Annotated in this window: 23 protein-coding genes and 1 riboswitch; of the genes, 11 read left to right on the top strand and 12 right to left on the bottom strand. The window is 70.2% G+C overall.

Going from position 1 to position 24,069, the window contains the following annotated elements; all coding sequences use genetic code 11:
- The first annotated feature begins 64 nt into the window (after nucleotides 1-64).
- Complete coding sequence (locus ACFVX6_RS09945; protein WP_389689809.1) at nucleotides 65-1,324, top strand: metallophosphoesterase; 1,260 nt, start codon at nucleotides 65-67, stop codon at nucleotides 1,322-1,324.
- A gap of 148 nt (nucleotides 1,325-1,472) precedes the next feature.
- Nucleotides 1,473-2,285 (top strand): hypothetical protein, encoded by an 813-nt coding sequence (locus ACFVX6_RS09940; RefSeq protein WP_389689748.1) that lies wholly within the window; start codon nucleotides 1,473-1,475, stop codon nucleotides 2,283-2,285.
- Between the two features lie 3 nt (nucleotides 2,286-2,288).
- Here ACFVX6_RS09940 and ACFVX6_RS09935 read toward each other — a convergent pair whose 3' ends face one another.
- The 3 genes from ACFVX6_RS09935 to ACFVX6_RS09925 form a co-directional block, all read right to left on the bottom strand.
- On the bottom strand, nucleotides 2,289-3,122 hold the full coding sequence (locus ACFVX6_RS09935; protein WP_389689746.1) for a hypothetical protein: 834 nt from the start codon (nucleotides 3,120-3,122) through the stop codon (nucleotides 2,289-2,291).
- 297 nt (nucleotides 3,123-3,419) lie between these two features.
- Nucleotides 3,420-4,469 carry an aldo/keto reductase gene (locus ACFVX6_RS09930; protein WP_389689807.1) on the bottom strand — a complete coding sequence of 350 codons (1,050 nt, stop codon included), beginning with the start codon at nucleotides 4,467-4,469 and terminating at the stop codon, nucleotides 3,420-3,422.
- A gap of 186 nt (nucleotides 4,470-4,655) precedes the next feature.
- Nucleotides 4,656-6,038: a hypothetical protein gene (locus ACFVX6_RS09925; RefSeq protein ID WP_389689744.1), complete on the bottom strand. Its 1,383-nt coding sequence runs from the start codon at nucleotides 6,036-6,038 to the stop codon at nucleotides 4,656-4,658.
- Between the two features lie 260 nt (nucleotides 6,039-6,298).
- Here ACFVX6_RS09925 and ACFVX6_RS09920 point away from each other — a divergent pair, with 260 nt between their 5' ends.
- A complete protein-coding gene (locus ACFVX6_RS09920; protein WP_389689742.1) occupies nucleotides 6,299-7,411 on the top strand; it encodes a glycosyltransferase in 1,113 nt (370 codons plus the stop codon).
- A gap of 117 nt (nucleotides 7,412-7,528) precedes the next feature.
- On the opposite strand, the gene thiC is transcribed toward ACFVX6_RS09920, so the two are convergent.
- Nucleotides 7,529-9,316: a phosphomethylpyrimidine synthase ThiC gene (gene thiC / locus ACFVX6_RS09915; protein ID WP_389689740.1), complete on the bottom strand. Its 1,788-nt coding sequence runs from the start codon at nucleotides 9,314-9,316 to the stop codon at nucleotides 7,529-7,531.
- Nucleotides 9,311-9,455: riboswitch (TPP riboswitch) on the bottom strand. It overlaps the preceding gene by 6 nt.
- A 72-nt stretch (nucleotides 9,456-9,527) precedes the next feature.
- On the opposite strand from thiC, the gene ACFVX6_RS09910 reads away from it, so the two are divergent.
- On the top strand, nucleotides 9,528-10,934 hold the full coding sequence (locus ACFVX6_RS09910; protein WP_389689737.1) for a YibE/F family protein: 1,407 nt from the start codon (nucleotides 9,528-9,530) through the stop codon (nucleotides 10,932-10,934).
- Between the two features lie 239 nt (nucleotides 10,935-11,173).
- Here the strand turns inward: ACFVX6_RS09910 and ACFVX6_RS09905 are convergent, their stop codons facing one another.
- The 4 genes from ACFVX6_RS09905 to ACFVX6_RS09890 form a co-directional block, all read right to left on the bottom strand.
- Nucleotides 11,174-11,623: an SsgA family sporulation/cell division regulator gene (locus ACFVX6_RS09905; RefSeq protein WP_243331178.1), complete on the bottom strand. Its 450-nt coding sequence runs from the start codon at nucleotides 11,621-11,623 to the stop codon at nucleotides 11,174-11,176.
- Nucleotides 11,624-11,720: 97 nt separating this feature from the next.
- Nucleotides 11,721-12,458: an IclR family transcriptional regulator gene (locus ACFVX6_RS09900; RefSeq protein WP_389689805.1), complete on the bottom strand. Its 738-nt coding sequence runs from the start codon at nucleotides 12,456-12,458 to the stop codon at nucleotides 11,721-11,723.
- Nucleotides 12,459-12,749: 291 nt separating this feature from the next.
- Complete coding sequence (locus tag ACFVX6_RS09895; RefSeq protein WP_243331368.1) at nucleotides 12,750-12,968, bottom strand: DUF5326 family protein; 219 nt, start codon at nucleotides 12,966-12,968, stop codon at nucleotides 12,750-12,752.
- Nucleotides 12,969-13,133: 165 nt separating this feature from the next.
- A complete protein-coding gene (locus ACFVX6_RS09890; RefSeq protein ID WP_250738593.1) occupies nucleotides 13,134-13,451 on the bottom strand; it encodes a cupin domain-containing protein in 318 nt (105 codons plus the stop codon).
- Nucleotides 13,452-13,541: 90 nt separating this feature from the next.
- Between ACFVX6_RS09890 and ACFVX6_RS09885 the strand changes: the two genes are divergently transcribed.
- The 4 genes from ACFVX6_RS09885 to ACFVX6_RS09870 all read left to right on the top strand — a co-directional run bounded on the left by ACFVX6_RS09885 (nucleotide 13,542) and on the right by ACFVX6_RS09870 (nucleotide 16,192).
- Complete coding sequence (locus ACFVX6_RS09885) at nucleotides 13,542-13,925, top strand: phage holin family protein (RefSeq protein ID WP_389689735.1); 384 nt, start codon at nucleotides 13,542-13,544, stop codon at nucleotides 13,923-13,925.
- Between the two features lie 11 nt (nucleotides 13,926-13,936).
- Nucleotides 13,937-14,434 (top strand): low molecular weight protein-tyrosine-phosphatase, encoded by a 498-nt coding sequence (locus ACFVX6_RS09880; RefSeq protein ID WP_389689733.1) that lies wholly within the window; start codon nucleotides 13,937-13,939, stop codon nucleotides 14,432-14,434.
- Nucleotides 14,431-15,594, top strand: a complete 1,164-nt coding sequence (locus tag ACFVX6_RS09875; RefSeq protein ID WP_389689731.1) for a cystathionine gamma-lyase — start codon at nucleotides 14,431-14,433, stop codon at nucleotides 15,592-15,594. The genes ACFVX6_RS09880 and ACFVX6_RS09875 overlap by 4 nt, the downstream gene beginning before the upstream one ends.
- Nucleotides 15,595-15,712: 118 nt before the next feature.
- Nucleotides 15,713-16,192 carry an NUDIX domain-containing protein gene (locus ACFVX6_RS09870; protein WP_389689729.1) on the top strand — a complete coding sequence of 160 codons (480 nt, stop codon included), beginning with the start codon at nucleotides 15,713-15,715 and terminating at the stop codon, nucleotides 16,190-16,192.
- Nucleotides 16,193-16,221: 29 nt separating this feature from the next.
- Here the strand turns inward: ACFVX6_RS09870 and ACFVX6_RS09865 are convergent, their stop codons facing one another.
- Together ACFVX6_RS09865 and ACFVX6_RS09860 are read right to left on the bottom strand one after the other, a co-directional pair.
- Nucleotides 16,222-17,433, bottom strand: coding sequence for a globin domain-containing protein (locus ACFVX6_RS09865; protein WP_389689727.1), 1,212 nt, complete (start codon nucleotides 17,431-17,433; stop codon nucleotides 16,222-16,224).
- Between the two features lie 121 nt (nucleotides 17,434-17,554).
- Nucleotides 17,555-18,205, bottom strand: coding sequence for an HAD family hydrolase (locus ACFVX6_RS09860; protein WP_389689725.1), 651 nt, complete (start codon nucleotides 18,203-18,205; stop codon nucleotides 17,555-17,557).
- Nucleotides 18,206-18,361: 156 nt separating this feature from the next.
- Here ACFVX6_RS09860 and ACFVX6_RS09855 point away from each other — a divergent pair, with 156 nt between their 5' ends.
- From ACFVX6_RS09855 to ACFVX6_RS09845, 3 genes are read left to right on the top strand one after another with little or no spacing between them, the layout of a single operon-like run.
- Nucleotides 18,362-19,249: a GNAT family N-acetyltransferase gene (locus tag ACFVX6_RS09855; protein ID WP_389689723.1), complete on the top strand. Its 888-nt coding sequence runs from the start codon at nucleotides 18,362-18,364 to the stop codon at nucleotides 19,247-19,249.
- A 17-nt stretch (nucleotides 19,250-19,266) separates the two neighbouring features.
- Complete coding sequence (locus ACFVX6_RS09850) at nucleotides 19,267-19,731, top strand: GNAT family N-acetyltransferase (protein WP_389689721.1); 465 nt, start codon at nucleotides 19,267-19,269, stop codon at nucleotides 19,729-19,731.
- A 51-nt stretch (nucleotides 19,732-19,782) separates the two neighbouring features.
- Nucleotides 19,783-20,958 carry a winged helix DNA-binding domain-containing protein gene (locus tag ACFVX6_RS09845; protein ID WP_389689719.1) on the top strand — a complete coding sequence of 392 codons (1,176 nt, stop codon included), beginning with the start codon at nucleotides 19,783-19,785 and terminating at the stop codon, nucleotides 20,956-20,958.
- Nucleotides 20,959-20,968: 10 nt separating this feature from the next.
- On the opposite strand, the gene ACFVX6_RS09840 is transcribed toward ACFVX6_RS09845, so the two are convergent.
- Entirely contained in the window at nucleotides 20,969-22,354 is a 1,386-nt protein-coding gene (locus tag ACFVX6_RS09840) for a serine hydrolase domain-containing protein (RefSeq protein ID WP_389689717.1), read from the bottom strand.
- Between the two features lie 10 nt (nucleotides 22,355-22,364).
- Entirely contained in the window at nucleotides 22,365-23,828 is a 1,464-nt protein-coding gene (gene dnaB, locus ACFVX6_RS09835) for a replicative DNA helicase (protein ID WP_382977853.1), read from the bottom strand.
- Nucleotides 23,829-24,069 lie beyond the last annotated feature (241 nt).

Genomic DNA, 24,069 nt, shown 5'->3' with positions numbered 1-24,069 from the left:
GCACGACATCACGGACCCTCCGCCCCCGAGGCGGAAGGGTCCGCAGGTGTACGGCAGCGCGACGGTGGTGGAGGGGTCGATGACTCAGGGGGCCGGTCAGGGACCCGCGGTGCGGACGGACACCGAGCGGGACTTCCGGTTGCCGGTCGCCGAACCCGCCTCGCATACCGTTCACCCGGGAGCCGCAGCAGCCGGATCGGTCGGCTCCACGGGGTTCGGGGCGGACGCCCCCGTCTACGGCGAGTACCCCGCGTACTACGACGCGGGTCCGGCTCCCGTCCCCGCGCAGCACGGGTACGGCCACGAAACCCCGTACGGCGCCGCCGGCACCTTCGGAGAGCCCGCCGGCCGCCCGATGGGCCACGCCTCCGAGGAGAGCGACCCCGACGGGTACACCCCGACGCAGCGCGATCTCCCCGTCATCGGGCGCGGCGCCCTCGGCGGTCCCGGCGACACCGTTCAGATCCAGTACGTCCCCCAGGAGACCGCGGGCGAGGGCCCCGGCCCGCTCTACGTCGTCGGCGACGTCCACGGCTACATCGACGAACTCGTTGCCGAACTGCAGTTCCAGGGGCTCATCGACGCCGACCACAACTGGTCCGCAGGCAATGCCCGGCTCTGGTTCCTCGGCGACTTCACCGACCGCGGACCCGACGGCATCGGGGTCATCGACCTCGTCATGCGGCTCTCGGCCGAAGCCGCCGCCGCGGGCGGCTACTGCAAGGCACTCATGGGCAACCACGAGCTGCTGCTCATCGGCGCCAAGCGGTTCGGTGACACCCCCGTCGTCTCCGGCGCCGGCACCGCCACCTTCCAGGCCGCCTGGCTCCTCAACGGCGGTCAGCGCACCGACATGGACCGCCTGCAGGACGTCCACCTCCAGTGGATGTCCCGGCTGGACGCGGCGGTCCTGGTGGACGACCACCTGCTCCTCCACTCGGACACCACCGCCTACCTCGACTACGGCGACTCGGTCGAGGACGTCAACGACACCATCCACGAGCTGCTCAACCGCAACGACGCCGACATCACCTGGGACCTGTTCCGCAAATTCACCAAGCGCTTCGCCTTCCGCGACGAGGGAACCGGCCCCCAGGCCGTACGCGAGCTCATCGGCACCTACGGCGGCAGCCGGGTCGTGCACGGCCACAGCCCCATCCCCTACCTGCTCGGCGAGGTGGGCACCGAGGACGGTGACGGTGCACACGGTCCCGAGGCCGTCGTCGGCCCGCACGTGTACGCGGAAGGTCTGGCCATCGCGATGGACGGTGGCGTGACGATGGCGGGCAAACTGCTCGTCGTGCAACTCCCGCTGAACGACTGAGGCTTCCCGGAGCTGGGTATTTCCGGAAAGCCCCTGTCAACGTACGGCGTGGGCGCTCTACCATCGCTCTATCCGTAGCAGGCTCTCCTCCGTTTGTGCCGGCGCCCCGTTCAACACGGACATACCGGTCCCCACGGAGCATCGGGGGATGCACATGACCAGCGCTCCGCACCTGCTCACCGAAGACCGACCGGAGTTCGATCGGCTCCTCGAAGAGGCGCTGCGCACGGCGAACGCCCGGCCCGAGCTCGCCGCCCTCGGCGAACGGCTGAACGCCGAACAGCTGCGCACCATGGCCATGGGGGCCACCGGGCTGCTGACGGCCGCGGCCGCAGCCGAGTACGACCATTACGTGAAGGTCCGCAAAGAGCGGCAGGACGAGATCCTGTCCACCCCCGGTACGACGGGGGAGGAGGGCGACGGGCAGGGCGGTGGCGCGGGCGTCAGCGCCGTGGTCGCGGTCCTCGCGCCGGTCCTGGCCGGCACCGCCATGCTGATCTTCCTGCTGGTGGGCTACATCCTGAAGATGATCGAGCCCGAACCGGCCTTCGCCGACACGATGCTGACGGCGGGTTGGCTCTTCGGTGGACTCACCGCGGCCGCACTGCTCTTCGCCGTGATCGGGCTGCTCGTGACGGCCGTCCGCAACAGTTCCACCGAGGTGGCGGCCGACGAGACCGAGGCGGTGCCCGACGAGGTGTCGCGGGCCCGGGAGGCCTGGCGCAATGCCCTGCTGGAGCGGGGCATCGTGCCGTTCCTCCGGGACGCGCTGGCCGATCCCAGCGCGGGGGCCGGCTTCCCCGCCCCCCGGAAGCCGGGAGCTGGGCGCATCCCCAATTTGGGATACACCCGGCCCGATTTCACCAGTCCCGGGGCCCCGGCTGAGGGGCCCCGTCCCGGTTACACGTCTCCGGACTTCACCAGTCCGGACTTCGGCGGCCCGGACACCGAGCCGGAGTGACGGCTACTGGCCGTTCGGCGAGCCAGAGTAGGCCAGGTCCCCCTTCCACACGGTCTCTTCCTTGGAGACGCCCTTGGCACGGACGACGGGGGCGGGCGCCGGCGTCTGCTCCTGCCAGCCCGCGGGGTCCGGGGTGAAGTTCGTCCCGGTGACCGTGATGTGGAGCTGGTACACCCGGCCGGTGGTCGTCAGCACCTTGATGTACGCGGCAGTGGCCTGGCCGTCGATGGAGACTCCGCAGGCGAAGCCCGTGGCCGCGCTGTTGGGGTAGCCCGGAAGGCCGGAGACGTCGATCCAGGTGGGGACACCACCCACGGTGGTGGCCCGGCCCGCGAAGGTGTGACCGTTGCTGAGCGCGGCGTGGAAGTCCTCGGTGTTCGACGGCGCGAAGCTGTCGATGTCACTGCACGGACCGGTGGGACCAGTGGGACCGGTGGCACCGGTTGCGCCCGTGGCACCGGTTGCACCCGTGGCACCGGTAGCGCCCGCACCAGTAGCGCCCGTGGCACCCGTAGCGCCGGTGGCACCCGGGTAGCCGCGCGGCCCCGTCGGGCCCGTGGCTCCGGTCGCGCCCCGGGGGCCGGTCGCGCCCTTGGGTCCGCGCGGGCCCCGCGGGCCCACCTTGCAGTCGTCGCCGTGAGCCGCCGCCGGCGTGCCCGCGCTGTGGCGCTGGGACTTGCAGTGGTCCGGACCCCCAGGCGCCTCGGCCAGCGCGACCGCCGGAGTCGCCAGGCCCGCCAGCACCAGCGCCACCGAGGCGAGCGTGCCTCCCGCCAGCCAGCCGGCTCGTCGGGGCAACGGCCCCAGGTAGGTACGGGCCTTGTTGTCAGAACTCATGTACCGCTCCTCGCAGACACCGGATCGAATCGACCTGCGAAGTCCGGAAATACGACCGGGCTCCGCGGGCCATCCTGAGGACCCCGACTCCGCAAGTCCGATCGGCGCGCCCATCCGTAAGCGGAACGGCTCAGCACACACCGCCACTTGGCGGCCCGCCGCACGTCCACACGTGTCTGCGCCCCGGCGTGCAGCACAGGCACCGCCTCGAAGCCGCCCCGGGCCTGCTGCCGTGCCCCATGTTTCACGTGAAACACCCGTCTCCGTTTCACGTGAAACATCGGAGCGTGCGCCCTCTTAGCCGGCGGACCGGTCTCCGAGCCCCCGTCGGCGTTGCCCGACATCCGTCAGCACCGGCGAGCGCCAGGCGCCGTCCGGGTGGTACAGGTTCCGGCCCGGCTCCACGATCTCGTCGATCCGGTCGAGGGTCGCATCGTCGAGGACCAGCCCGGCGCCCTTCACCAGTGCTTCCAGCTGCTCCATGGTCCGCGGCCCGGTGATCACGGAGGTGACGGCGGGATGCGCCAGCGGGAAGGCCACCGCCAGCTCGGGCAACGTGCAGCCGATGGAGTCGGCGAGCTCCACCAGCTGCTCCACGGCCTCCAACTTCGCGACATTGCCCGGAACCGCGGGGTCGAAGCGGGCCGGAGTCAGCGCCGCACGCCCCGAGGTCATGTCGATGGCGCGGCCGAGCCGGTACTTCCCGCTCAGGAATCCGGACGCGAGCGGGCTCCAGGTCAGGACGCCCATCCCGTACCTCCGGGCCACCGGCAGCACACTGCTCTCGATCCCGCGTGCAAGGATCGAGTACGGCGGCTGCTCGGTCCGGAACCTCGGCAGAGCCCGCCGTTCGGCGACGTGGTGCGCCTCGACGATCTCCTCGGCCGGGAATGTGGAGCAGCCGAAGGCTCGTATCTTGCCGGCCCGGACCAGATCGCCGAGGACGGACAGGGTCTCCTCGACGTCCGTACCGTGATCCGGCCGGTGCACCTGGTAGAGGTCGATCCAGTCCGTGTCCAGTCGGCGCAGGCTGTCCTCGACGGCACGCACGATCCAGCGCCGGGAGTTCCCGCTGCGGTTGCGGCCCTCACCCATCTGGAAGTGCACCTTGGTCGCCAGCACGACGTCGTCCCGCCGGCCCTTCAGGGCCTTGCCCACGATCGTCTCGGACTCCCCGGCCGAGTACATGTCCGCGGTGTCCACGAAGTTGATCCCGTGGTCGAGCGCGGCGTGGATGATCCGCGCGCACTCCTCGTGATCCGGATTGCCCACCGCGCCGAACATCATCGTGCCGAGGCAGTGCGTGCTGACCTCTATGCCGGTCCCACCCAGAATTCGGTATCGCATGCTCATGAGCCCGCACTGTAGGAGCTGGAGCACACTCGAGGACAAGCCCCCGGCGAAGTCTCTTGTGGGTACCGGACGTACGGCGGCCCGGAGCGCGACCGGACTGAAGTCCGGCGGCACTCCGGGCCGCTTGGGTTTCACCGTCAGGTCACGGTGCTACTCGCACCGGGCCCACCGGCTCGGGGACTACCCGCGGTGCTTGTTGCCCTTCGGCACCGTGTGCATGGCGGCCGACTTCTTGGCCTGCGGCTTCTTGAGGAACATGTCCCTGGCGGCGACGCTCCGTGCGGGAGCGGTCAGGGGGCCGGGGACGACCTGGACCCAGGGGTGCTGATCCCCCATCGCCGCTGTCCCGCAGTCCAGGGACGGTGTGGGGTTGTCGACCTCGCAGAAGGTCTCCCAGACCTGTCCGGTGGTGGTCGAGATTTCGATGTTCGCCCCGTTGGCGTGCTCGTCGACGGCGATTCCGCACGCCACCCCGGACGGGTAGTTCGGGTTGCGCGTGGGGTTGGTCAAGTTGTGCCAGTCGAAGTTCGTGTTGGGGTTCCCGAGACCACGGATTCCGACGTACGCGATCCCGTTGATCATCACCGCTTTGATCTCGCGGGAAGAGCTGGGCTTGAAGTTGGCGATGGCGTTGCACTGGGAGACAGGACCGGTCGCACCCGTGGCACCGGTGGCGCCGGTCGCACCCGTGGCACCGGTGGCGCCGGTCGTACCCGTAGCGCCGGTCGGGCCCGTCGCACCCATGGCACCATCGGCACCCGTCGGGCCGGTCGCACCGTCGGCGCCCGTCGGGCCGGTCGGACCCGTGGCTCCGTCAACGCCCGTGGCACCCGTGGCACCCGTGGCACCCGTCGCACCATCAGCGCCCGTCGGGCCAGTCGGACCCGTGGCACCGTCAACACCCGTCGCGCCGGTCGCACCGTCGGCGCCCGTCGCGCCGGTCGCACCGTCGGCGCCCGTCGGGCCGGTCGGGCCGGTCGGGCCCGTGGCACCGTCAACGCCCGTGGCACCCGTCGCACCATCAGCGCCCGTGGCGCCCGTCGCACCATCAGCACCCGTCGGGCCCGTGGCACCGTCAACGCCCGTGGCACCCGCCGCACCATCAGCACCCGTGGCGCCGGTCGCACCGTCGGCGCCCGTCGCACCGGTCGCCCCCGTCGCACCGGTCACCCCCGTCGCGCCACCGCTGGGTCCCGTCGGCCCCGTCGGCCCCGTCGGGCCCGTCGGGCCGACCGGCGGGCACCCGTGGTCGTCGTGGTGGTGGTCGCGCCCCTCGTCGTCTCCCCAGCCGCCGCCGTCCCCGCCGTCGTCCCCGCCGCCGTCCGCGCCGCCCCGGTTCCAGTCCTGTGGCGGGCCGTCGTGCGGCTCGCAGTCCTCGCCTCCTCCTCCGCCCGACGGAGTGGTGGCTCTCACGGCCGTGGCCGTCGGCTTGACCGCCGCGACAACCGGGTTGGCCATGCCCACGAGTACGAGGGAAAGCGAGGCCAGGGCACCTCCCGCGAGCCAGGCGCGATTGCGGGGGACAGGACCAAGGCGGAGCTTGGTCTGGTGCTCACGACTCATCTGCAGCGCTCCTTAGGAACGGAATGCGAGCCGGAACGGGTACCGTCCCGGCTGCGAGTTCGAACGTCCTTGGGACTTACGGACGGAGCCGCTCAGATCTTGAGATCCCCGGGATATTTATCAGCACAACGGCTTATCAGACGCCTCCGAACGGATGCGCCCACACCCACCGGGTGGTAGCGCCACCGGCGTGCCGCCCACCCATCGTCAGCCGCACTCCCTAACGTCGCCCGCGATCCGTCCGACGAGAGGGTGCTGCGGTGAGGCCGACCATCTGTCTGAACATGATCGTCAAGAACGAGGCGCCGACGATCCGGAAGTGCCTGGAGTCGGTGCGCCCCCTGATCGACACCTGGGTGATCGTGGACACGGGCTCCACCGACGGCACCCAGGACGTCATCCGGGACTGCTTCGCCGACCTGCCCGGCACGCTCCACGAACGACCGTGGAAGGGTTTCGACGGCAGCCGCACCGAGGCGATCGAGCTCGCGCGCTCCAGCGCGGACTACCTGCTGTTCATCGACGGCGACGACGAAATGCAGATCCGGCCCGGGTTCCGCATGCCGGACCTCACGCTCGACGCGTACCAGGTGGCGCTGCACGACGGTCCGATCGTCCACTGGCGGCCGGCGCTGGTTTCCACCCGGCTGCCCTGGCGGTACGTGGGCGTGCTCCACGAGTACATCGACTGCGGCATCGAGTACGGCCGCGACGTGATCGAGGGCTTCAACATCCTCTCCGTCGGCGGTGGGGCCCGCCTCCGGGAAGAGGGCCAGCGGGCGAAGTACCTGCGCGATGCGGAAGTCCTCGCCGAAGGCCTCGCGAAGGAACCCGACAACACCCGTTACGCGTTCTACCTCGCCCAGAGCTGGCGCGACGCGGGGGAGCCGGAAAAGTCCCTCGAGGCCTACGACCGCCGGGTGGCCATGGGCGGCTGGGCCGAGGAGACCTACTGCGCGCAGCTCTACGCCGCACGGCTCGCGGTCACCCTCAACAGGCCGGCGGCCGAGGTGATGGACCGCTACCTCCGCGCACACGAGAGCCGCCCCTCGCGCGCCGAGGCCCTCGGCGACCTCGCCCGGCTCTGCCGTCTCGAAAGCCGTTGGCCCCTCGCCTACATGTTCGCCCGGCAGGCAGTACGGGTGCCGCCCCCGGACGACATCCTCTTCGTCGAGTTCGCTTGGCACGACTGGCGCGCACTCGACGAACTCGCGGTGGCCGCCTACTGGACCGGGGAGTACCAGGAGTCCTTGGACTGCTGCGAACTCCTGCTCCAGGACGGCAAGCTGCCCGACGACCAGCAGGACCGGGTCCTCGCGAACCTCGAGTTCGCAGGGCGCAAGCTGGGCGTGGGCTCCCGCGCCTTCGCCTGACCGGAGCGACCGGATTCCAGCCCCGGGCCGATGCCCCGGGCTGACACGACGTACAACGGCGGCCCGCGACTCCCCCCTCGGTGTCGCGGGCCGTCCGTGTGTGCCGGTGGCGGGAGGTCAGTCCGCCAGCGGCAGGTACACGCGGTTGCCCGCGGCCGCGAACTCGGCGGACTTCTCCGCCATGCCCGCCTCGATCTCCTCGGCGCCCAGGTCGCCGCCGTGCTGGCGGCGGATGTCCTGGGAGATCTTCATCGAGCAGAACTTCGGACCGCACATGGAGCAGAAGTGCGCGGTCTTGGCCGGCTCGGCCGGGAGGGTCTCGTCGTGGAACTCACGGGCCGTGTCCGGGTCGAGGGCCAGGTTGAACTGGTCCTCCCAGCGGAACTCGAACCGTGCGTCAGACAGGGCGTCGTCCCATTCCTGGGCGCCCGGGTGGCCCTTGGCCAGGTCCGCCGCGTGGGCCGCGATCTTGTACGTGATGACACCGGTCTTCACGTCGTCGCGGTTCGGCAGGCCCAGGTGCTCCTTGGGCGTGACGTAGCAGAGCATCGCGGTGCCCCACCAGGCGATCATCGCGGCGCCGATGCCCGAGGTGATGTGGTCGTACGCGGGCGCGACGTCGGTGGTCAGCGGGCCGAGCGTGTAGAACGGCGCCTCCTCGCAGATCTCCTGCTGAAGGTCGATGTTCTCCTTGATCTTGTGCATCGGGACGTGCCCGGGGCCCTCGATCATCGTCTGCACGTTGTGGCGCTTGGCGATCGTGTTCAGCTCGCCCAGCGTCTTCAGCTCCGCGAACTGCGCCGCGTCGTTGGCGTCCGCGATGGAACCGGGGCGCAGGCCGTCACCCAGGGAGTACGTGACGTCGTACGCCGCGAGGATCTCGCAGAGCTCCTCGAAGTTCGTGTAGAGGAAGTTCTCCTTGTGGTGCGCCAGGCACCAGGCGGCCATGATCGAGCCGCCGCGCGAGACGATGCCGGTCTTGCGGCGCGCGGTCAGCGGCACGTACGACAGCAGCACGCCGGCGTGGACCGTCATGTAGTCGACGCCCTGCTCGGCCTGCTCGATGACCGTGTCCTTGTAGATCTCCCAGGTCAGGTCCTCGGCGCGGCCGTCGACCTTCTCCAGCGCCTGGTACAGCGGCACGGTGCCGATCGGCACGGGAGAGTTGCGCAGCACCCACTCGCGGGTGGTGTGGATGTTGCGGCCGGTCGAGAGGTCCATGACCGTGTCGGCGCCCCACTTGGTCGCCCAGGTCATCTTGTCCACCTCCTCCTCGATCGAGGAGGTGACCGCGGAGTTGCCGATGTTGGCGTTGACCTTCACCAGGAACCGCTTGCCGATGATCATCGGCTCGATCTCGGGGTGGTTCACGTTGACCGGCATGACCGCGCGACCTGCGGCGATCTCCTCGCGGACGACCTCGGGGGAGACGTTCTCACGGATCGCGACGTACTCCATCTCCGGGGTGATCTCGCCCCGGCGGGCGTACGCGAGCTGCGTGACCGCGGCGCCGCCACGGCCACGGCGGGGCTGGCGCGGACGACCCGGGAAGACCGCGTCGAGGTTCTTGAGACCACCGCGCGGCGAGGTGTGCTTGATGCCGTCGTCCTCGGGGCGCACGGGGCGGCCCGCGTACTCCTCGGTGTCGCCGCGGCTGATGATCCAGTTCTCGCGCAGCGGCGGCAGGCCCCGGCGCACGTCGGTCTCGATCTGCGGGTCGGTGTACGGGCCGGACGTGTCGTAGAGCGTCACGTCCTTGCCGTTGGTGAGGTGGACCTGGCGAACCGGCACCCGGATGTCGGGGCGGGAGCCCGCCACGTACCCCTTGTGCCAGCCCGGCTGGCGCTCGGTCTGGCCGTCGGCGTCCTGGCTGACGGCAGGCGTGCGTGCGTCCTGAATGGTCATGAGACCTAATCTCCCTACGCCGGCATTACCCGGTAACAGGTTCGGCGGTCGACGCAGCCTCCTCCCGTACGCATATTCGAATGCGAACGGTGATCAGCGCCCTCTCAGCCCGGTGCTCCGAGCTCCCGCGTTGTGCAAAGTAGCCCCCACGCTAGCGTCATGTGTGGCGTGCTGAACAGTGGGCCCCCTCATCTGTTGCGATGATCAGTCAGTGACGTCCTCGCCGCAGCCCCCCACCGAACCCACGGATCCCGCTGGTCACGCCGGCCACGCAGGCCACACGCACGCGGACCCCGGTCACTCGCCCGCCCCCTCTTCCGGACACTCCCACGGCCATGCGCACAGCCACGGCCCGGCGGCCCCCGTCTCGAAGCACCTGCGCAAGGTGATCGCGGCCGTCCTGATCCCCTTCGCCACCGCCGTCGTGATCGGCATGGTGGTGCTCTGGCCCGGCGCCGCGCCGGGCCACGAGCGCACCGGGGTCGGCTTCGACCGGCAGACCCAGCAGGGCACGGTCGTCGCCCTCCAGAACGTCGACTGCAAATCCGTGAACGCCGCGCAGGTGCCGCCCACCGGCGACACCTCCACCCCCGAGGGGCGCGAGGCCCTGGCCGCGCAGAACGGCGAGTGCAAGAAGGCCACGATCAAGGTCGGCAGCGGCCCCGACAAGGGCCGCGAGTTCGTCGAGATCGTCCAGCCGGGCGCACCACGGCAGTTGACGGACGGCCAGGACGTGGTGGTCGCCTACGCCCCGGACGCGCCCCGGGACCTCCAGTACTCCGTGATCGACGTGAACCGCAAGCTGCCGATGGCCCTGCTCGCCGGCATCTTCGCCCTTTCGGTCGTCCTCGTCGGGCGGATGCGCGGGCTGTTCGCGCTCATCGCACTCGTCGTCAGCTTCGGCGTGCTGACCCTCTTCATCCTCCCGGCGATCCTGCAGGGGTCGAATCCGCTGGTCGTGGCCGTGGTCGGGGCCAGCGCGATCATGCTGATCGCGCTCTACATGTGCCACGGGCTGACGGCCCGCACTTCCGTCGCGGTCCTCGGCACCATCATCTCGCTGCTGCTGATCGGCCTGTTGGGCTCGCTGTTCATCGACTGGGCGTTCCTCAGCGGCAACACGGACGACAACACCGGGCTGATCCACGGGCTCTACCCGAACATCGACATGAGCGGTTTGCTGCTTGCGGGTGTCATCATCGGATCGCTCGGCGTACTCGACGACGTGACCGTCACTCAGACCTCGGCGGTCTGGGAACTCCACCAGGCCGACCCGGCGATGGGCCCGCGCGGGCTCTACCGGGCGGGTATCCGCATCGGGCGGGACCACATCGCCTCGGTCGTCAACACGCTGGTACTGGCTTACGCGGGCGCGGCGTTGCCCCTGCTCCTGCTGTTCTCGATCGCGAACAGCAGCATGGGGTCGGTGGCCAACAGCGAGCTGGTCGCGGAAGAGATCGTACGAACCCTCGTGGGCTCGATCGGACTGGTCGCCTCGGTACCCGTGACGACGGCCCTGGCCGCGCTGGTGGTGTCCGCGGACCGCGCGGAATCCCCGGCGGCCACAGCGGCCTCGGGGCCGCTCCGCGGCGGCCGGGGCCGGCGACGCAAGCGCTGAAAGGCGGACCGGCGGGCGCGAGGGGTCAGTTCGCGCAGGCGGCCGGTCGCGAGGAACGGCAAGGTGGAGCGCTCAGCGCGTCGGCACGCTGAGCCGTGGTGCGTAGCTGCGGTGGTGCAGGTGGTGCCGTCATGCAGGTATTGCCGTCATGCAGGTGGTGCCGTCATGCAGGTTGATCCGGATGGTGCGTTGACGATTGCCGGCACACCCTGGTCAGCAGGCGTCCGGCCGGGCTCGCGTCAGCCCGCGTTCTGCTCGTTCTGCTGCGACTCCGCGAGGATCTTGTCGAGCGCCTCGTCGAGGTTCTCCTCGAAGTCCCCGAGGTTGCGCTCCTGGCCGAGCGGAACGATCCGGTCGGTACGGTCGAGGAACGCCACCAGCGGCGCCGCGCTCGCACGGAAGAGAGCCCGGTCTGCACCTACTTGCAGCCGGATGTGGACATCGGACAGTTCCTCCGGATCGGTCGGGGCGATGTGGACATCACCGTCACCGCACGGCTTGTTGATGCCATCGAGAAGGAGCTCCCGGCCGAACGCCCAGGTCACGGGCGCATCTCCGGGAAGGTGGAAGGTCAGACGGACTGCGTAGGGGTCACGAGCGTCGTACCGGAGTTCCACCGGGATCCGGAACGAGAGCTCCTCGGAAACGAGGAAACTCATCATGACCTCTGCCTGTACCGACTCGCGCATTGCCTACCCCGCTGTAGTGGAAGTGGCCAGGAATGATCCCCCAAGGCCCTCTTGACAAGAGTGGTGGAAGCGCTAGCAGATCACAAGGAGTGAGTTTTCAGATACTGATAGAGAACGAGAGGGTGCTCAACAGCGCGCCTACTTCACTCCGTAGCCGATCGACCGCATACAGCAATCGATGTTCTTGGTGCAGAGGAAGAGAAATCGCCATCGTTGCGGCGGTGTCGCCGGCCGTGATGGGGATGGCAGCGCACACCGTGCCCAGGGCGTATTCCTGCCGCTCGGTCACCGGCTGCATCCGCTCCATGGAGCCGATCCGCTGCTCCAGAGCCCGGAGATCCCGCACGGTGTAGGGGGTGATGGCCTCGACCGGGTGACGGTCGTAGTAGTCCTTGCGCGCCTTCTCGTCGAGCTGGCCGAGCAGGCACTGCCCGATGGCGTGCGCGTGGCCGGTCTCGCGGAAATCGGCCCACTCTTCGCAGGCCGGGTTCGCCGGGGTGTCCGAGACGCCCACGACCTCGATTTCACCCTCGCGGTAGACGGCGAAGTAGACGGGGGCCCCGACCGCGTCGCGGAAGTGCGCGAGGGAGTCGAGGATCATGCTGCGACGTTTCTGCTGAAGCCCGCCACCGGCCAGGCGGCCCGCGGCGTCCCCCAGGACGAAGACTCCGCTCTCCCGTCGCAGATAGCCCTCGTGCGTCAGGGTGCGCAGCAGGTGGTACGCGGTGGGAAGCGGGAGCCCGGCCTCGCGCGCCAGTTGTTTCGCCGGGGCTCCCTCACTATGGGAACCCACTGCTTCGAGCAGCCTCAGCGCCCGCTGCACCGAACCGATCAGAGTCGGCACACCGGCATTGTGAACCGAAGACAAAGCTCACCCCCAGGCGTGGCGGCGAGCCTTGGGGGGGCCCGCCCTGCGGGGGCCGCCCCCGCGTGTGCCGTGACTCCTGGGGGTCGTGCTCGGTGGCTGTCATAAAGAACCGCAGGTCAGAGCGGTAGTACCAGCGTTCGGTGCCCAGGGAACGGCACAGATTGCCACTCTATCCGCCGATTCCCGGGCTGTGAGCGGTTTAGCGCTTCACGTTCCCTCAGCTGGGTTAATCCCGCTGTGACCCGGGTTGCGCCAGTTCTACCACTCCCCGGCGGAGGACTTCGACTCGGTGCCCTTGAACTTCCTGACGACGAAGATCAGGCCTCCGACGAGGGCCACGAGGAGCAGCGCCTTGAAGAGGAAGCCGATCAGCGCACCGATGATGCTGGTGATCACACCACCGAAGACAAACAGCACCAGCAGTGGAACGGCGACCCACTTGACCCACCAGGGCATGCCTTCGAATATCCCTCGGATGCCTTCCATGTCCTCGACCTCTTCTTCCTAGTCCATCCAGTCCGTGACTTCCTGCTCTCGATGCTAGGAGGCCACGGCCCCCGGCGGGGGCCCGCGAGCCCCCGTACTCCCCTGATCCGACCCCTAGGGGGACGGGGCCCCGAACCCTCAGTCCCGGGGGTCCGTTCACCCTTCCGGCGGAGAGAAGACGACCATGACCTTCAGGTTCTCGGTGATGTGGTGGAACTTGTGCGGCACCCCGGCCGGCACGTAGACCACGCTCCCGTTGGCGACCATCGTCGTCTCCTCACCGACGGTGATCGAGGCCCGGCCGCTCACGACGAAGTACACCTCGTCCTGGCCGTGCGGCTGTTGGGGATCGCTCTGTCCGGCGTCCAGTGCGTACAGCCCGACCGACATGTTCCGTTCGCGCAGGAACTGCAGGTAGGCACCCTTGTTCGCGGCCCGCTCGGCCTCGAGCTCGTCCAGCCGGAAGGCCTTCATCTTCTTTGTACCCCTTGTGCTCTCTCGTCCGGCAAGCATCCGCAGATCAGCTGATGTTCCACCGGGACCATCTCTGCAACGATCAGACACATGACGAATTTCGTAGTCAAGACCCTCGCCAACGCGGCAGCCCTGGCCGTCGCCATCTGGCTCGTCCCGGGCATCACGCTGGACGAAGGAAGCAGCACGGGCCGCCAGGCGCTCTCCCTGATCCTGGTCGCGCTGATCTTCGGCCTGGTGAACTTCGCCGTCAAGCCGGTGGTGAAGCTGCTCTCGCTGCCCCTCTTCGTCCTCACGCTCGGCCTCTTCACCATCGTCGTGAACGCAGCGATGCTGCTGCTGACCTCGTGGCTGGCGAAGCAGTTCGACCTCAGCTTCCACGTCGAGGACTTCTTCTGGTCGGCGATCGTGGGCGCCCTGATCGTCTCCATCGTCTCCTGGGCCGCGAACATGGTCCTGCCCGACAAGAACTGAAGCCGGGCGCCATGTACCGCGTGTGCTTCGTCTGCACCGGCAACATCTGCCGCTCGCCCATGGCCGAGTCGGTCTTCCGCTCCCACGTGGCCGACGCCGGGCTCTCGAACCTGGTCGAGGTCGACAGCGCCGGTACCGGCGGCTGGCACGAGGGGGACGGGGCCGACCCGCGCACCGTAGCCGTCCTGGAGGACGCCGGGTACGAGCCGGGCCACCGGGCCCGGCAGTTCCGGGCCTCCTGGTTCGCGGGCCTCGACCTCGTCATCGCGCTCGACGCCGGGCACCTGCGTGACCTGAGGGCGCTCGCCCCCACCCCCGAGGACGCCGCCAAGGTCAGGCTGCTGCGGTCCTACGACCCGGCGGCCTCCGCCGCCCAGACCGACGTACCGGACCCCTACTACGGCACCCTCGACGGATTCGAGGAGTGCCTGCAGCTGGTCGAGGCGGCGAGCCCCGGCCTGCTGGCCGCCGTAAGCGAAGCCGTGAAGGAGAAGGAGCACACCCCATGAGCGCCCCCGACCCCGTGCCGCCGAGGGCGGAGCGGCTCGGCGACGGCACCGTCGCCGTCCGTGCCGGTCTGCCGGAGCCCGTCAAGAACGAGCCTCCGCTGCCCGGCCCCGTCTTCGCCGCCCACTTCCACCTTCCCGGCGACGTCGAGGGCCCCTACGCCTACGGCCGCGACACCAACCCCACCTGGACCCTGCTGGAGCGGGCCATCGGGGAGCTGGAGGCCCCCGGTCTGGACGGAGCCGACACGGTCGTCTTCGCCTCCGGCATGGCCGCGGTGTCCGCCGTCCTGCTCTCCCAGGCACGCGCCGGCGAGACCGTCGTCCTGCCTGACGACGGCTACCAGGTCCTGCCCCTCGTACGGGAACAGCTGGAGGCGTACGGGGTCCACGTGCGCACCGCCCCCACCGGCGAGGACGCCCAGCTCTCGGTGCTCGACGGGGCCCGGCTGCTGTGGCTGGAAACCCCGTCCAACCCGGGGCTCGACGTCTGCGACGTACGACGCCTCGTGGACGCGGCGCACGCCGGCGGAACCCTCGTCGCCGTCGACAACACCCTCGCGACCCCGCTCGGCCAGCGCCCCCTCGAACTGGGTGCCGACTTCTCGGTGGCCAGCGGCACCAAGGGGCTGACCGGCCACGGCGACCTGCTGCTCGGTTACGTCGTCTGCCGCAACGCCGAGCTCGCCGCGGGCATCCGCCGCTGGCGCAAGGTGGTCGGCGCGATCCCCGGCCCCATGGAGGCCTGGCTCGCCCACCGTTCCCTGTCCACCATCCAGCTCCGCGCGCAGCGCCAGTGGGCCAACGCGCTCGCGGTGGCCGAGGCCCTCTCCGACCGTGGTGACGTCACCGGGCTGCGCTACCCGGGCCTGCCGTCGGACCCGTCCCACAAGACGGCCGCGCGCCAGATGCGGGGCTTCGGCTCCGTGGTCTCCTTCACCCTGGCCGACCGCGCACACGCGGAACGGTTCATGGCCGCCCTGCGGCTCGTCGAGGACGCCACCAGTTTCGGAGGCGTGCGGTCCACCGCGGAGCGCCGCCGGCGGTGGGGCGGAGACGCCGTTCCGGAGGGCTTCATCCGCTTCTCCGCAGGGGCCGAGGACACCGAAGACCTGGTCGCGGACGTGCTGCGGGCACTCGACCTGGCGGCCGCGAAGAGCTGACCGGCCGGCCGAAGGCGGTCCGAGCACGCCGTCCGGCAGCTCGGACCGCCCGGATCTCCGCCCGGCGGGTTTCACCCGGACGCGTTTCAGAAGCGGAAGTCTGGGCCACTCTTCTCCCATGACCGAACGTCCAGTGGTCAAACGCACCGCCCGCGCGATCCTGCTCGACGGTGACGACCTGATCCTCATCAAGCGGACCAAACCCGGCGTCGACCCGTACTGGCTCACTCCCGGCGGGGGCGTGGAGTCCTCGGACCTGACCGTCGTCGACGCCCTCCACCGAGAGCTCCACGAGGAACTCGGCGCGAAGATCACCGATGTCGTGCCCTGCTTCGTCGACACCGTCGAGCACATCGCCGACGGGGGAGTGACCGGCGTCAAGGTGCAGCACTTCTTCGTCTGCCACCTCGAATCCATGGACCCCAGCCAGCGTCACGGCCCCGAGATCGACGAGCCGGAGGGCGAGTACGAGATCGTCCGCGTGCCCTTCAGCCGCGTCGGCATCGCCGCGGTGCACCTCGTCCCGCTGTCCCTGCGCCACTACCTCGACGGCAACATCGAGGGCGTGCGCGCGATGCACGCCCCCGACCTGGGCTGACCCACCTCACGCGGGCGCCGCCGCCGGAATCAGCCGGCGACGCCCGCCAGTTCCTCCACCTCGTCGTGCCGGATCCGCTCACCGGGGATCCCGATCCTCTTCAGCGCGTCCACCCCACTGCGGATCATCGCGGCCGGCCCCGAGACGAACGCGTCGTACGAGCTCCAGGGCCCGTGGGTACCGACGGCCTGCGGCAGTTGTCCGGCGAGCCCCTCGTCACACACCACCGGGCGCACCGACAGCCAGGGGTGCGAGCGTTGCAGCCCCAGCAGCGTGTCCTTGTCGTACAGGTCGTCGTCGCTGCGCGCACCGAAGAACACCTCCACCGGACGCCGCTCTCCGTGCTCGGCCACGTCCTCGATCAGCGCCTTGATCGGAGCGATCCCCGTGCCGCCGCCCAGGCACAGCATTCCGTTGTCGGTGCTGTGGTCGACCACCATCGATCCCGTCGGGGGCCCGAGCCGCAGCACGTCCCCGGGCCGGGCGTGCCGGACGAGTGCGTTGGAGACCCATCCCGCCGGTACGGCCTTGACGTGGAAGGACAGCAGTCCGTCCGCACGTGGCGCCGAGGCGAAGGAATAGTGCCGCCAGATCCGCGGCCACCACGGGGTCTCCAGGCTCGTGTACTGGCCCGCGAGGAAGGGGTAGGGCTGGTCGGGGCGGACGGTGATCACCGCGATGTCGGAGGTGCGCAGATCGTGGGAGACCACCTCCGCGTGCCACCACGGCGGCGCCTTGGGCTCGTCCTCGGCCGCCGCGTCGATCATGATCTGGGAGATCGCGGTGTACGCCCGGACCCAGGCGGCCTCGGTCTCCGGCCCCCAGGTGGACTCCGCGTACTTGGCCAGCGCCCCGATCAGGGCCTCTCCGACCAGCGGATAGTGCTCGGGCCTGGTTCCGTACTTGCGGTGCCCCGTGCCCAGCCGGCGCAGGTAGGCCGTGAGCACTTCGGGGTTGTCGATGTGCTCGGCGGCCGTCAGCAGCGCCTTCAACAGCCGGTCGCGCTGTACGTCCATCGCGGCGGGGAACAGCCCCCGGAGATCCGGGTGTCCCGTGAACACGACGGCGTAGAAGTAGGAGGTCACCTTGTCGGCGACGGGTGCGATCTCCGCGAGGGTCCGGCGGATGAGAACGGCATCGGGGGAGGGCTCGGGCGCACCGTCCCCGGACGGTATCCGGGACGGCCCCCGTCTTGCCGATCTGGTGGGCGGAGCGTCCATGCGGTGCCTCGCTTCGAGCATCTCGGTAGGTCTGCACACGCCACGGCCTTCGAATCCGTGGTTCCGGGTTTCACAGCGTGCCAGTCCGCCCCAGAGCCTGCGGGGAAATGCGGGAAATCCGCGTTTCGAACCCACTTTCCCCTTAAGATGCCTCAACTCCCGTGCGTGCCACCCCTGTCAGCTGGTATGCCTCGCGCAGGTCCCGACCCTCGTAGACGTGCGTCGCCCGCTCCACCAGGTAGGGCCGGGCATTCACCGCGACCGAAAGCGGCACCGCCGCGAAGAGCGCCACGTCGGTGCTGGAGTCCCCGTACGCAACACAGTCGGCCCGGGTCACGCCGAACCGCGCGCACAGCTGGTCGGCGACCGTGACCTTCCCCTCGGGCGTCAGGATCCCGGCCAGGTCCACCGGCCGAGTGAAGGGCACTTCCGGGAAGACCGAACCGTGCGCGGCGTGCGCGCCCCACTCCAGCAAGAGCTCCACGAAGAACGACGGTGACAGCGAGATCACCGCGCAGTAGTCCCCGCGCTCCCGGATCTCCTGCCAGACCTCCCGGATCCCCGACAGCCACGGAGCCCCGTCGAACGCCGCCCGGACGTGGGCCGGAGTCAGGTGCGTCCAGAGCTTCTGCGCCGCCAGTGCGAACTGGTGCGGCTGGAGCTCCCGCGCGGCGAAGGACCGCTCCAGCTCGGCGATCTCGCGGGACAGCCCGAGCTGTCGGGAGATCTCGACCGGCGAGGCCGTGCCGTACATCAGGGTCCCGTCGAGGTCGAACAGGTGCAGGAGGGTCATAGCCGTTGAGGCTAGTACGTTCGTTTCACGTGAAACAGTGGGTCGCGCTCACAGAAGCCGGACGGGCGGGAGACGCGCGGCAGGCGGATGTTTCACGTGAAACATCCGCCCCAAATCCCCTGGACCGGCCCCGGTTCCATGAACCACTCTGAGGCCGTGACACCACCCCATCTCACCGCCCTCCCCATCCGCGCACTGACCGTGGACGACCTCCGCCACTGCGCCGATCTCTCCGAAGACCGCGGCTGGCCCCGCGAGGACCACAAGTGGGGGCTGCTGCTCGCCGCCGGACACGGCTACGGCATCGACGCCCCCGACGGCCTCGGACTCGCCACGGTCTGCGTGGTCACCCGCTACGGGCCTCCGCTGGCCGATCCCGAACTCGCAGCCATCGGCATGGTCCTGGTCGCCGAGCGCTACGCCCGCCAGGGTCTGGGCCGGCGCCTGATGACGTACATCTGCGACGACCTCCTCAAGGGCGTTCCGATCACCCTGCACGCCACCCCGTACGGCCGCCCCCTCTACGAGGAGCTCGGCTTCGACACCACCGGCCGTGCCGAGATGCTCCGGGGCTCCTTCAGCCCGGATGCCGCCGCTCCCGCGCAGGACGGCGTCCGCGTCCGGCCCGCCGGTGGCGAGGACATCCCTCGGATCCTGCTGCTGGACGCCGAGGTCTTCGGCGTCGACCGGACCCATCTGATCACCCGGCTGCCGGCCTTCACGGACCGGCTGCTCGTTGCCGAGGACCCGTCCGGCGAGCTGATCGGCTACGGAGCCATCTGGCCGAACATGGAGACCCATGTCATCGGACCGCTGGTGGCCCGCGACACCGACACGGCCCGCGCCCTGGTCACCGCCCTCGCGGCGGCCTCCGACCGGCCCCTGCGCACCGATGTCGACGTACGCCACGAAGAGCTGCTCGGCTGGCTCAAGGACCGCGGTCTCGGCTCCGTGGCCTTCAATGCCGTGATGACCCGGGACATCCCCGCCCTGCCCGGTGACTGGAGCCGCCGCTGGGCTCCGCTCACCGTGGCGGCCGGCTGAGCCAGGAGGCTCGCACCATGACCGACACCAGCTCCGACCTGCTCATCCGGCCGGCCACCGAGGAGGACCTGTCCGCGATCGTCGCGATGCTCGCGGACGACCCGCTCGGCGCCACCCGGGAGTCCCCCGACGACCTCACCCCGTACAGGGCGGCGCTCAAGCGGCTGACGGACGACCCCCACCAGCACGTGGTCGTCGCCGTCCGCGGGGGCCGCGTCGTCGGCACCCTCCAGCTGACGATCGTCCCCGGACTCTCCCGCAAGGGGAGCACCCGTTCGATCATCGAGGGCGTACGCGTCCACGCCGACGAACGCGGCAGCGGACTGGGGACCCGGTTCATCGAATGGGCGATCGAGCGGTCCCGTGCGGAGAACTGCTCGCTCGTCCAGCTCACCTCGGACGTGACCCGCACCGACGCCCACCGCTTCTACGAGCGGCTCGGCTTCACCGCTTCCCACGTCGGGTTCAAGCTCCAGCTCTGAGCCCCCGTGTGGGCCGGGTCGCTGTCGGCGGCCCGGCCTACGATCGGGAGGATGAGCAGCCTCCCCCTCGTCACCGCCGCGGAGCGCCGCCGCCGCCTCGGCCGCCGCCACCGCCTCGCACCGTCGGCCCGCGCCGCGAACGTGCCCGAGGCCGCGGACGCCGTGATCGGCCTGCACGCCACCGATGCCTCGACGGTCTTCCTCTCGGCCCGGGCCCGGCTCGCCGAAGGCGGACCCGAGGTGATCGAACGGGCCCTGTACGAGGACGTGAGCCTCGTACGGCTACTCAGCATGCGCCGTACGCTCTTCGCCGTTTCCACCGCAGTCGCCCCGTACGTCGACTCCTCCACCGCGCGGGCCATCGCCGCGAAGGAGCGGCGCACCTTCCTCAAGCAGCTCGCCGAAGACGGTCAGGGCCTCGATGCCGACTGGCTCGCCGGGGCGGAGAGCGCCGCGCTCGACGCGCTGGACAGTCACGGGCCCTCCACCGGCAGCCAGCTCTCGGCGGCCGTACCCGTACTGCGCCAGAAGATCACCATCGAGCGGGGCAAGAAGTACGAGACGGAGATGGGCGTCGCCACCCGCGTCATCCGGCTGCTCGCCGCCGACGGCCGCATCCGCCGGGACCGGCCCCGGGGCTCGTGGACCTCCAGCCAGTACCGCTGGGTCCACACCGAGCCCTGGCCCGCCATACCCCCGGCCGAGGCCCGCGCCGAGCTGGCCCGCCGCTGGCTCCGGTCCTACGGTCCGGCCACCGAGGCCGACCTCAAGTGGTGGACGGGCTGGACCCTCACCGACGTACGCAAGGCCCTTGCCGCGGTCGGCCCCGACACGGTCCGGCTCGACGACGGCACCACCGCGCTCGTCAGCCCCGGCGACACCGGGCCCGAACCCGACCAGGAGCCCTGGGCCGCCCTGCTGCCCGCCCTCGATCCGAGCGCGATGGGCTGGGCGGACCGGGGCTTCCACCTCGACCCCGCCCACCGGCCGGCCCTCTTCGACTACGCCGGCAACATCGGCCCCACCGTGTGGTGGAACGGCCGGATCGTCGGCGGCTGGGCTCAGCGCGGCGACGGCGAGATCGTCCACCGGCTACTGGGCGACCCCGGCGGCGAAGCCGAGCGGGCCATCGCCGCCGAAGCCGCCCGACTCACCACTTGGGTGGGGGAGGCCCGCATCACCCCGCGCATGCGCACCCCGCTGGAGCGTGAACTCGTAGCGGGGTGAGGGCGGTCCGCTAGCCGATGCCCCGCCAGCCCTGCGGGTCGACCCCGCCGGGCACCGGGGACTGCGGGTCGTAGGGCTCGCGGGTGAACACGAAGGAGCCGAGGTCGAGGTGGCTCACCGATCCGTCCGGACGCCGTACGGCCCGCAACGACTCACCCGCGTAGTAGCCGTCCAGTCCGGTCCAGCTGCCGTCCGGCTCCGGCCGGAAACGCGCTGACCGGCCGCTGCCGCCCACCGGTCCCAGCTCCAGGGATCCGTCGTAGGTCAGCCGTACGGCCTGGGCCGACGTGCCCCAGTACCAGGGGCCGCACAGCTCCAGCGCGACGGGATCGGCCTCCCGCAGCGGCAGCCACGGCTCGGGGATCCGCGGCTCCGCCTCGGCGACGATGCCCACCAGTTGTGCCGCCAGCGTCGAAGCAGCCAGCCCCGAGGTGCAGTTGGCCAGCACCACCGCGGCCACGTCGTCCGCTTCGCTCAGCCACAGCCCGGCGACGAAGCCGGGCAGCGAGCCGCTGTGGCCCGCGAGCCGGCGCCCGCCGCTCAGCGTCAGCTGCATCCCGAGCCCGTATCCGAGATCGGCGAGGCCCGGCTCCGGGGGAGTGGCCGACGTCCGCATCTCCCGTACCGACTCGGCGCTCAGCACGCGCGCGTCGCCCCGTACGAGGAAGGCGGCGAACTTCGCCAGATCATCGGTGGTGGACCACAGCTGGCCGGCCGGGGCCATGAGCCCGAGGTCCTCCAGGGGCTCCGGCATCATCACGTCCGCCCACGGGTGCACCGCCCAGCCGCCGGCGTGCGGGGCCGCCGGCTGCGCCGACGTGCGCTCCAGCCCCAGCGGCTCCAGCACCTCGGCGCGGAGCACTTCCTCCCACGGCCTCGCACGGACGGCTTCCACGAGCGAACCGAGCAGGGTGTAGCCGGGGTTGGAGTAGTGGTGGCGCCGTCCGGGCTCGAAGCGGAAGGGTCGCTCTCCCAGGACGTCCGAGAGCTCCGGCCGCAGCGTGCCCGCCGTGCGCTCCCACCACTCGCCGGGCGTCTCCGCCGCCAGCCCGGCCGTATGGGACAGCAGTTGCCCCACCGTCACCTCGCCGACTCCGGTTCCCGGCAGGAACTTCTCGACCGGGTCGCCCAGTTCCAGCAGGCCCTCGTCCCGCAGCCGCATCACCAGCACGGCGGTGAACGTCTTGGTGATCGACCCGATCCGGTACTGCACGTTTCCGTCGGGACCGTGCCCCTCGACCATGGTCCGGGCCCCTTCCCAGACCACCGCTCCACCCCGCACCACGGTCGCCACCAGGGACGGAGCACGGCCTTCGCGCTGCGCGACCGCGATCCGGTGGCTCAGCGCACGCCGGGTCGCGGGCAGCAGGACAAGATCTTCAGATACGGCATCCATGGGGCGGATGCTACGTGTTGGCCATGTCCACGAACCGCGAATAATGGCCCTGGAAGGCCACGGTGATGGTGGCCGTCGGACCGTTACGGTGCTTCGCCACGATCAGGTCCGCCTCACCCGCTCGGGGGGACTCCTTCTCGTACGCGTCCTCGCGGTGCAGCAGGATCACCATGTCGGCGTCCTGCTCGATCGAGCCGGACTCACGCAGGTCGGAGACCATCGGCTTCTTGTCGGTGCGCTGCTCGGGACCACGGTTCAGCTGGGACAGCGCGATCACCGGGACCTCCAGCTCCTTCGCCAGGAGCTTGAGGTTTCGGGACATGTCCGAGACCTCCTGCTGGCGGCTCTCGGGCCGGCGCGAGCCGCCCGACTGCATCAGCTGGAGGTAGTCGATGACGACGAGCGACAGGTCGCTGCGCTGCTTGAGGCGGCGGCACTTGGCACGGATCTCCATCATCGACAGGTTCGGGGAGTCGTCGATGTAGAGCGGGGCGGCGGAGACGTCCGGCATCCGGCGGGCCAGCCGGGTCCAGTCGTCGTCCGTCATCGTGCCGGAGCGCATGTGGTGCAGGGCCACCCGGGCCTCCGCCGAGAGCAGGCGCATCGCGATCTCGTTGCGCCCCATTTCGAGGGAGAAGATGACGCTGGGCAGATTGGCCTTGATGGAACAGGCACGGGCGAAGTCCAGCGCGAGGGTGGACTTTCCCATGGCGGGGCGGGCCGCGATGACGATCATCTGGCCCGGGTGCAGACCGTTGGTCAGCGAGTCCAGGTCCGTGAAGCCGGTCGGGACGCCCGACATCTGGCCGCTGCGCGATCCGATCGCCTCGATCTCGTCGAGGGCGCCTTCCATGATGTCGCCGAGCGGCAGGTAGTCCTCGGAGGTCCGCTGCTCGGTGACGGCGTAGATCTCGGCCTGGGCGCTGTTGACGATCTCGTCGACGTCCCCGTCGGCGGCGTAACCCATCTGCGTGATCTTCGTACCGGCCGCGACCAGGCGGCGCAGGACCGCCCGCTCGTGGACGATCTCCGCGTAGTACTCGGCGTTCGCCGCCGTGGGGACCGACTGGACCAGGGTGTGCAGGTAGGGGGCCCCGCCGATTTTGCTGATCTCACCGCGCCGGGTCAGCTCGGCGCTGACGGTGATCGGGTCGGCCGGCTCTCCCTTGGCGTACAGGTCGAGGATGGCCTGGTAGATCGTCTCGTGCGACGGGCGGTAGAAGTCGTGCCCCTTCAGCACCTCGACCACGTCGGCGATCGCGTCCTTGGACAGCAGCATGCCGCCCAGGACGGACTGCTCGGCGTCGAGGTCCTGGGGCGGGACCCGCTCGAAGCCGCCGCCCCCGCCGTCCCAGGAGCCGCCCTCGCGGCCCCGATCGCTCTGTTCGTCCCCGCGGCCACGGCCTTCGCCGTTGCGGCGCGGACGGGCGGGCAGACGGTCACCTGGACCGCTGTCGGCCCAGGGGTCGTCCATGGGCTCGGACATGCTCACCGGGCCGCCTCCTCCCGTCCGCAACGCGGACCTTGCCGTGTCACTCTTTCTACGACACGGCTCTGACATTTGGGGCACCCGAATCGGCTCTCGGCGAGTCGGACAACGCACCACGGTAGGCCCGCGAGCGACGTCAGCCAATCTTGTTATCCACAGGCTGTGTGGATGAGGTGTGGATGACGGCGCCAATGCTGTGGGTAACTCCCCGGAAGCTGTGCACGGA

The sequence above is a fragment of the Streptomyces sp. NPDC058289 genome, from assembly GCF_042880975.1.
Lineage (GTDB): Bacteria > Actinomycetota > Actinomycetes > Streptomycetales > Streptomycetaceae > Streptomyces > Streptomyces stoeckheimensis.
Note: the sequence above shows the minus strand (reverse complement) of the source record. Positions and strands in the feature narration are given on the sequence as shown.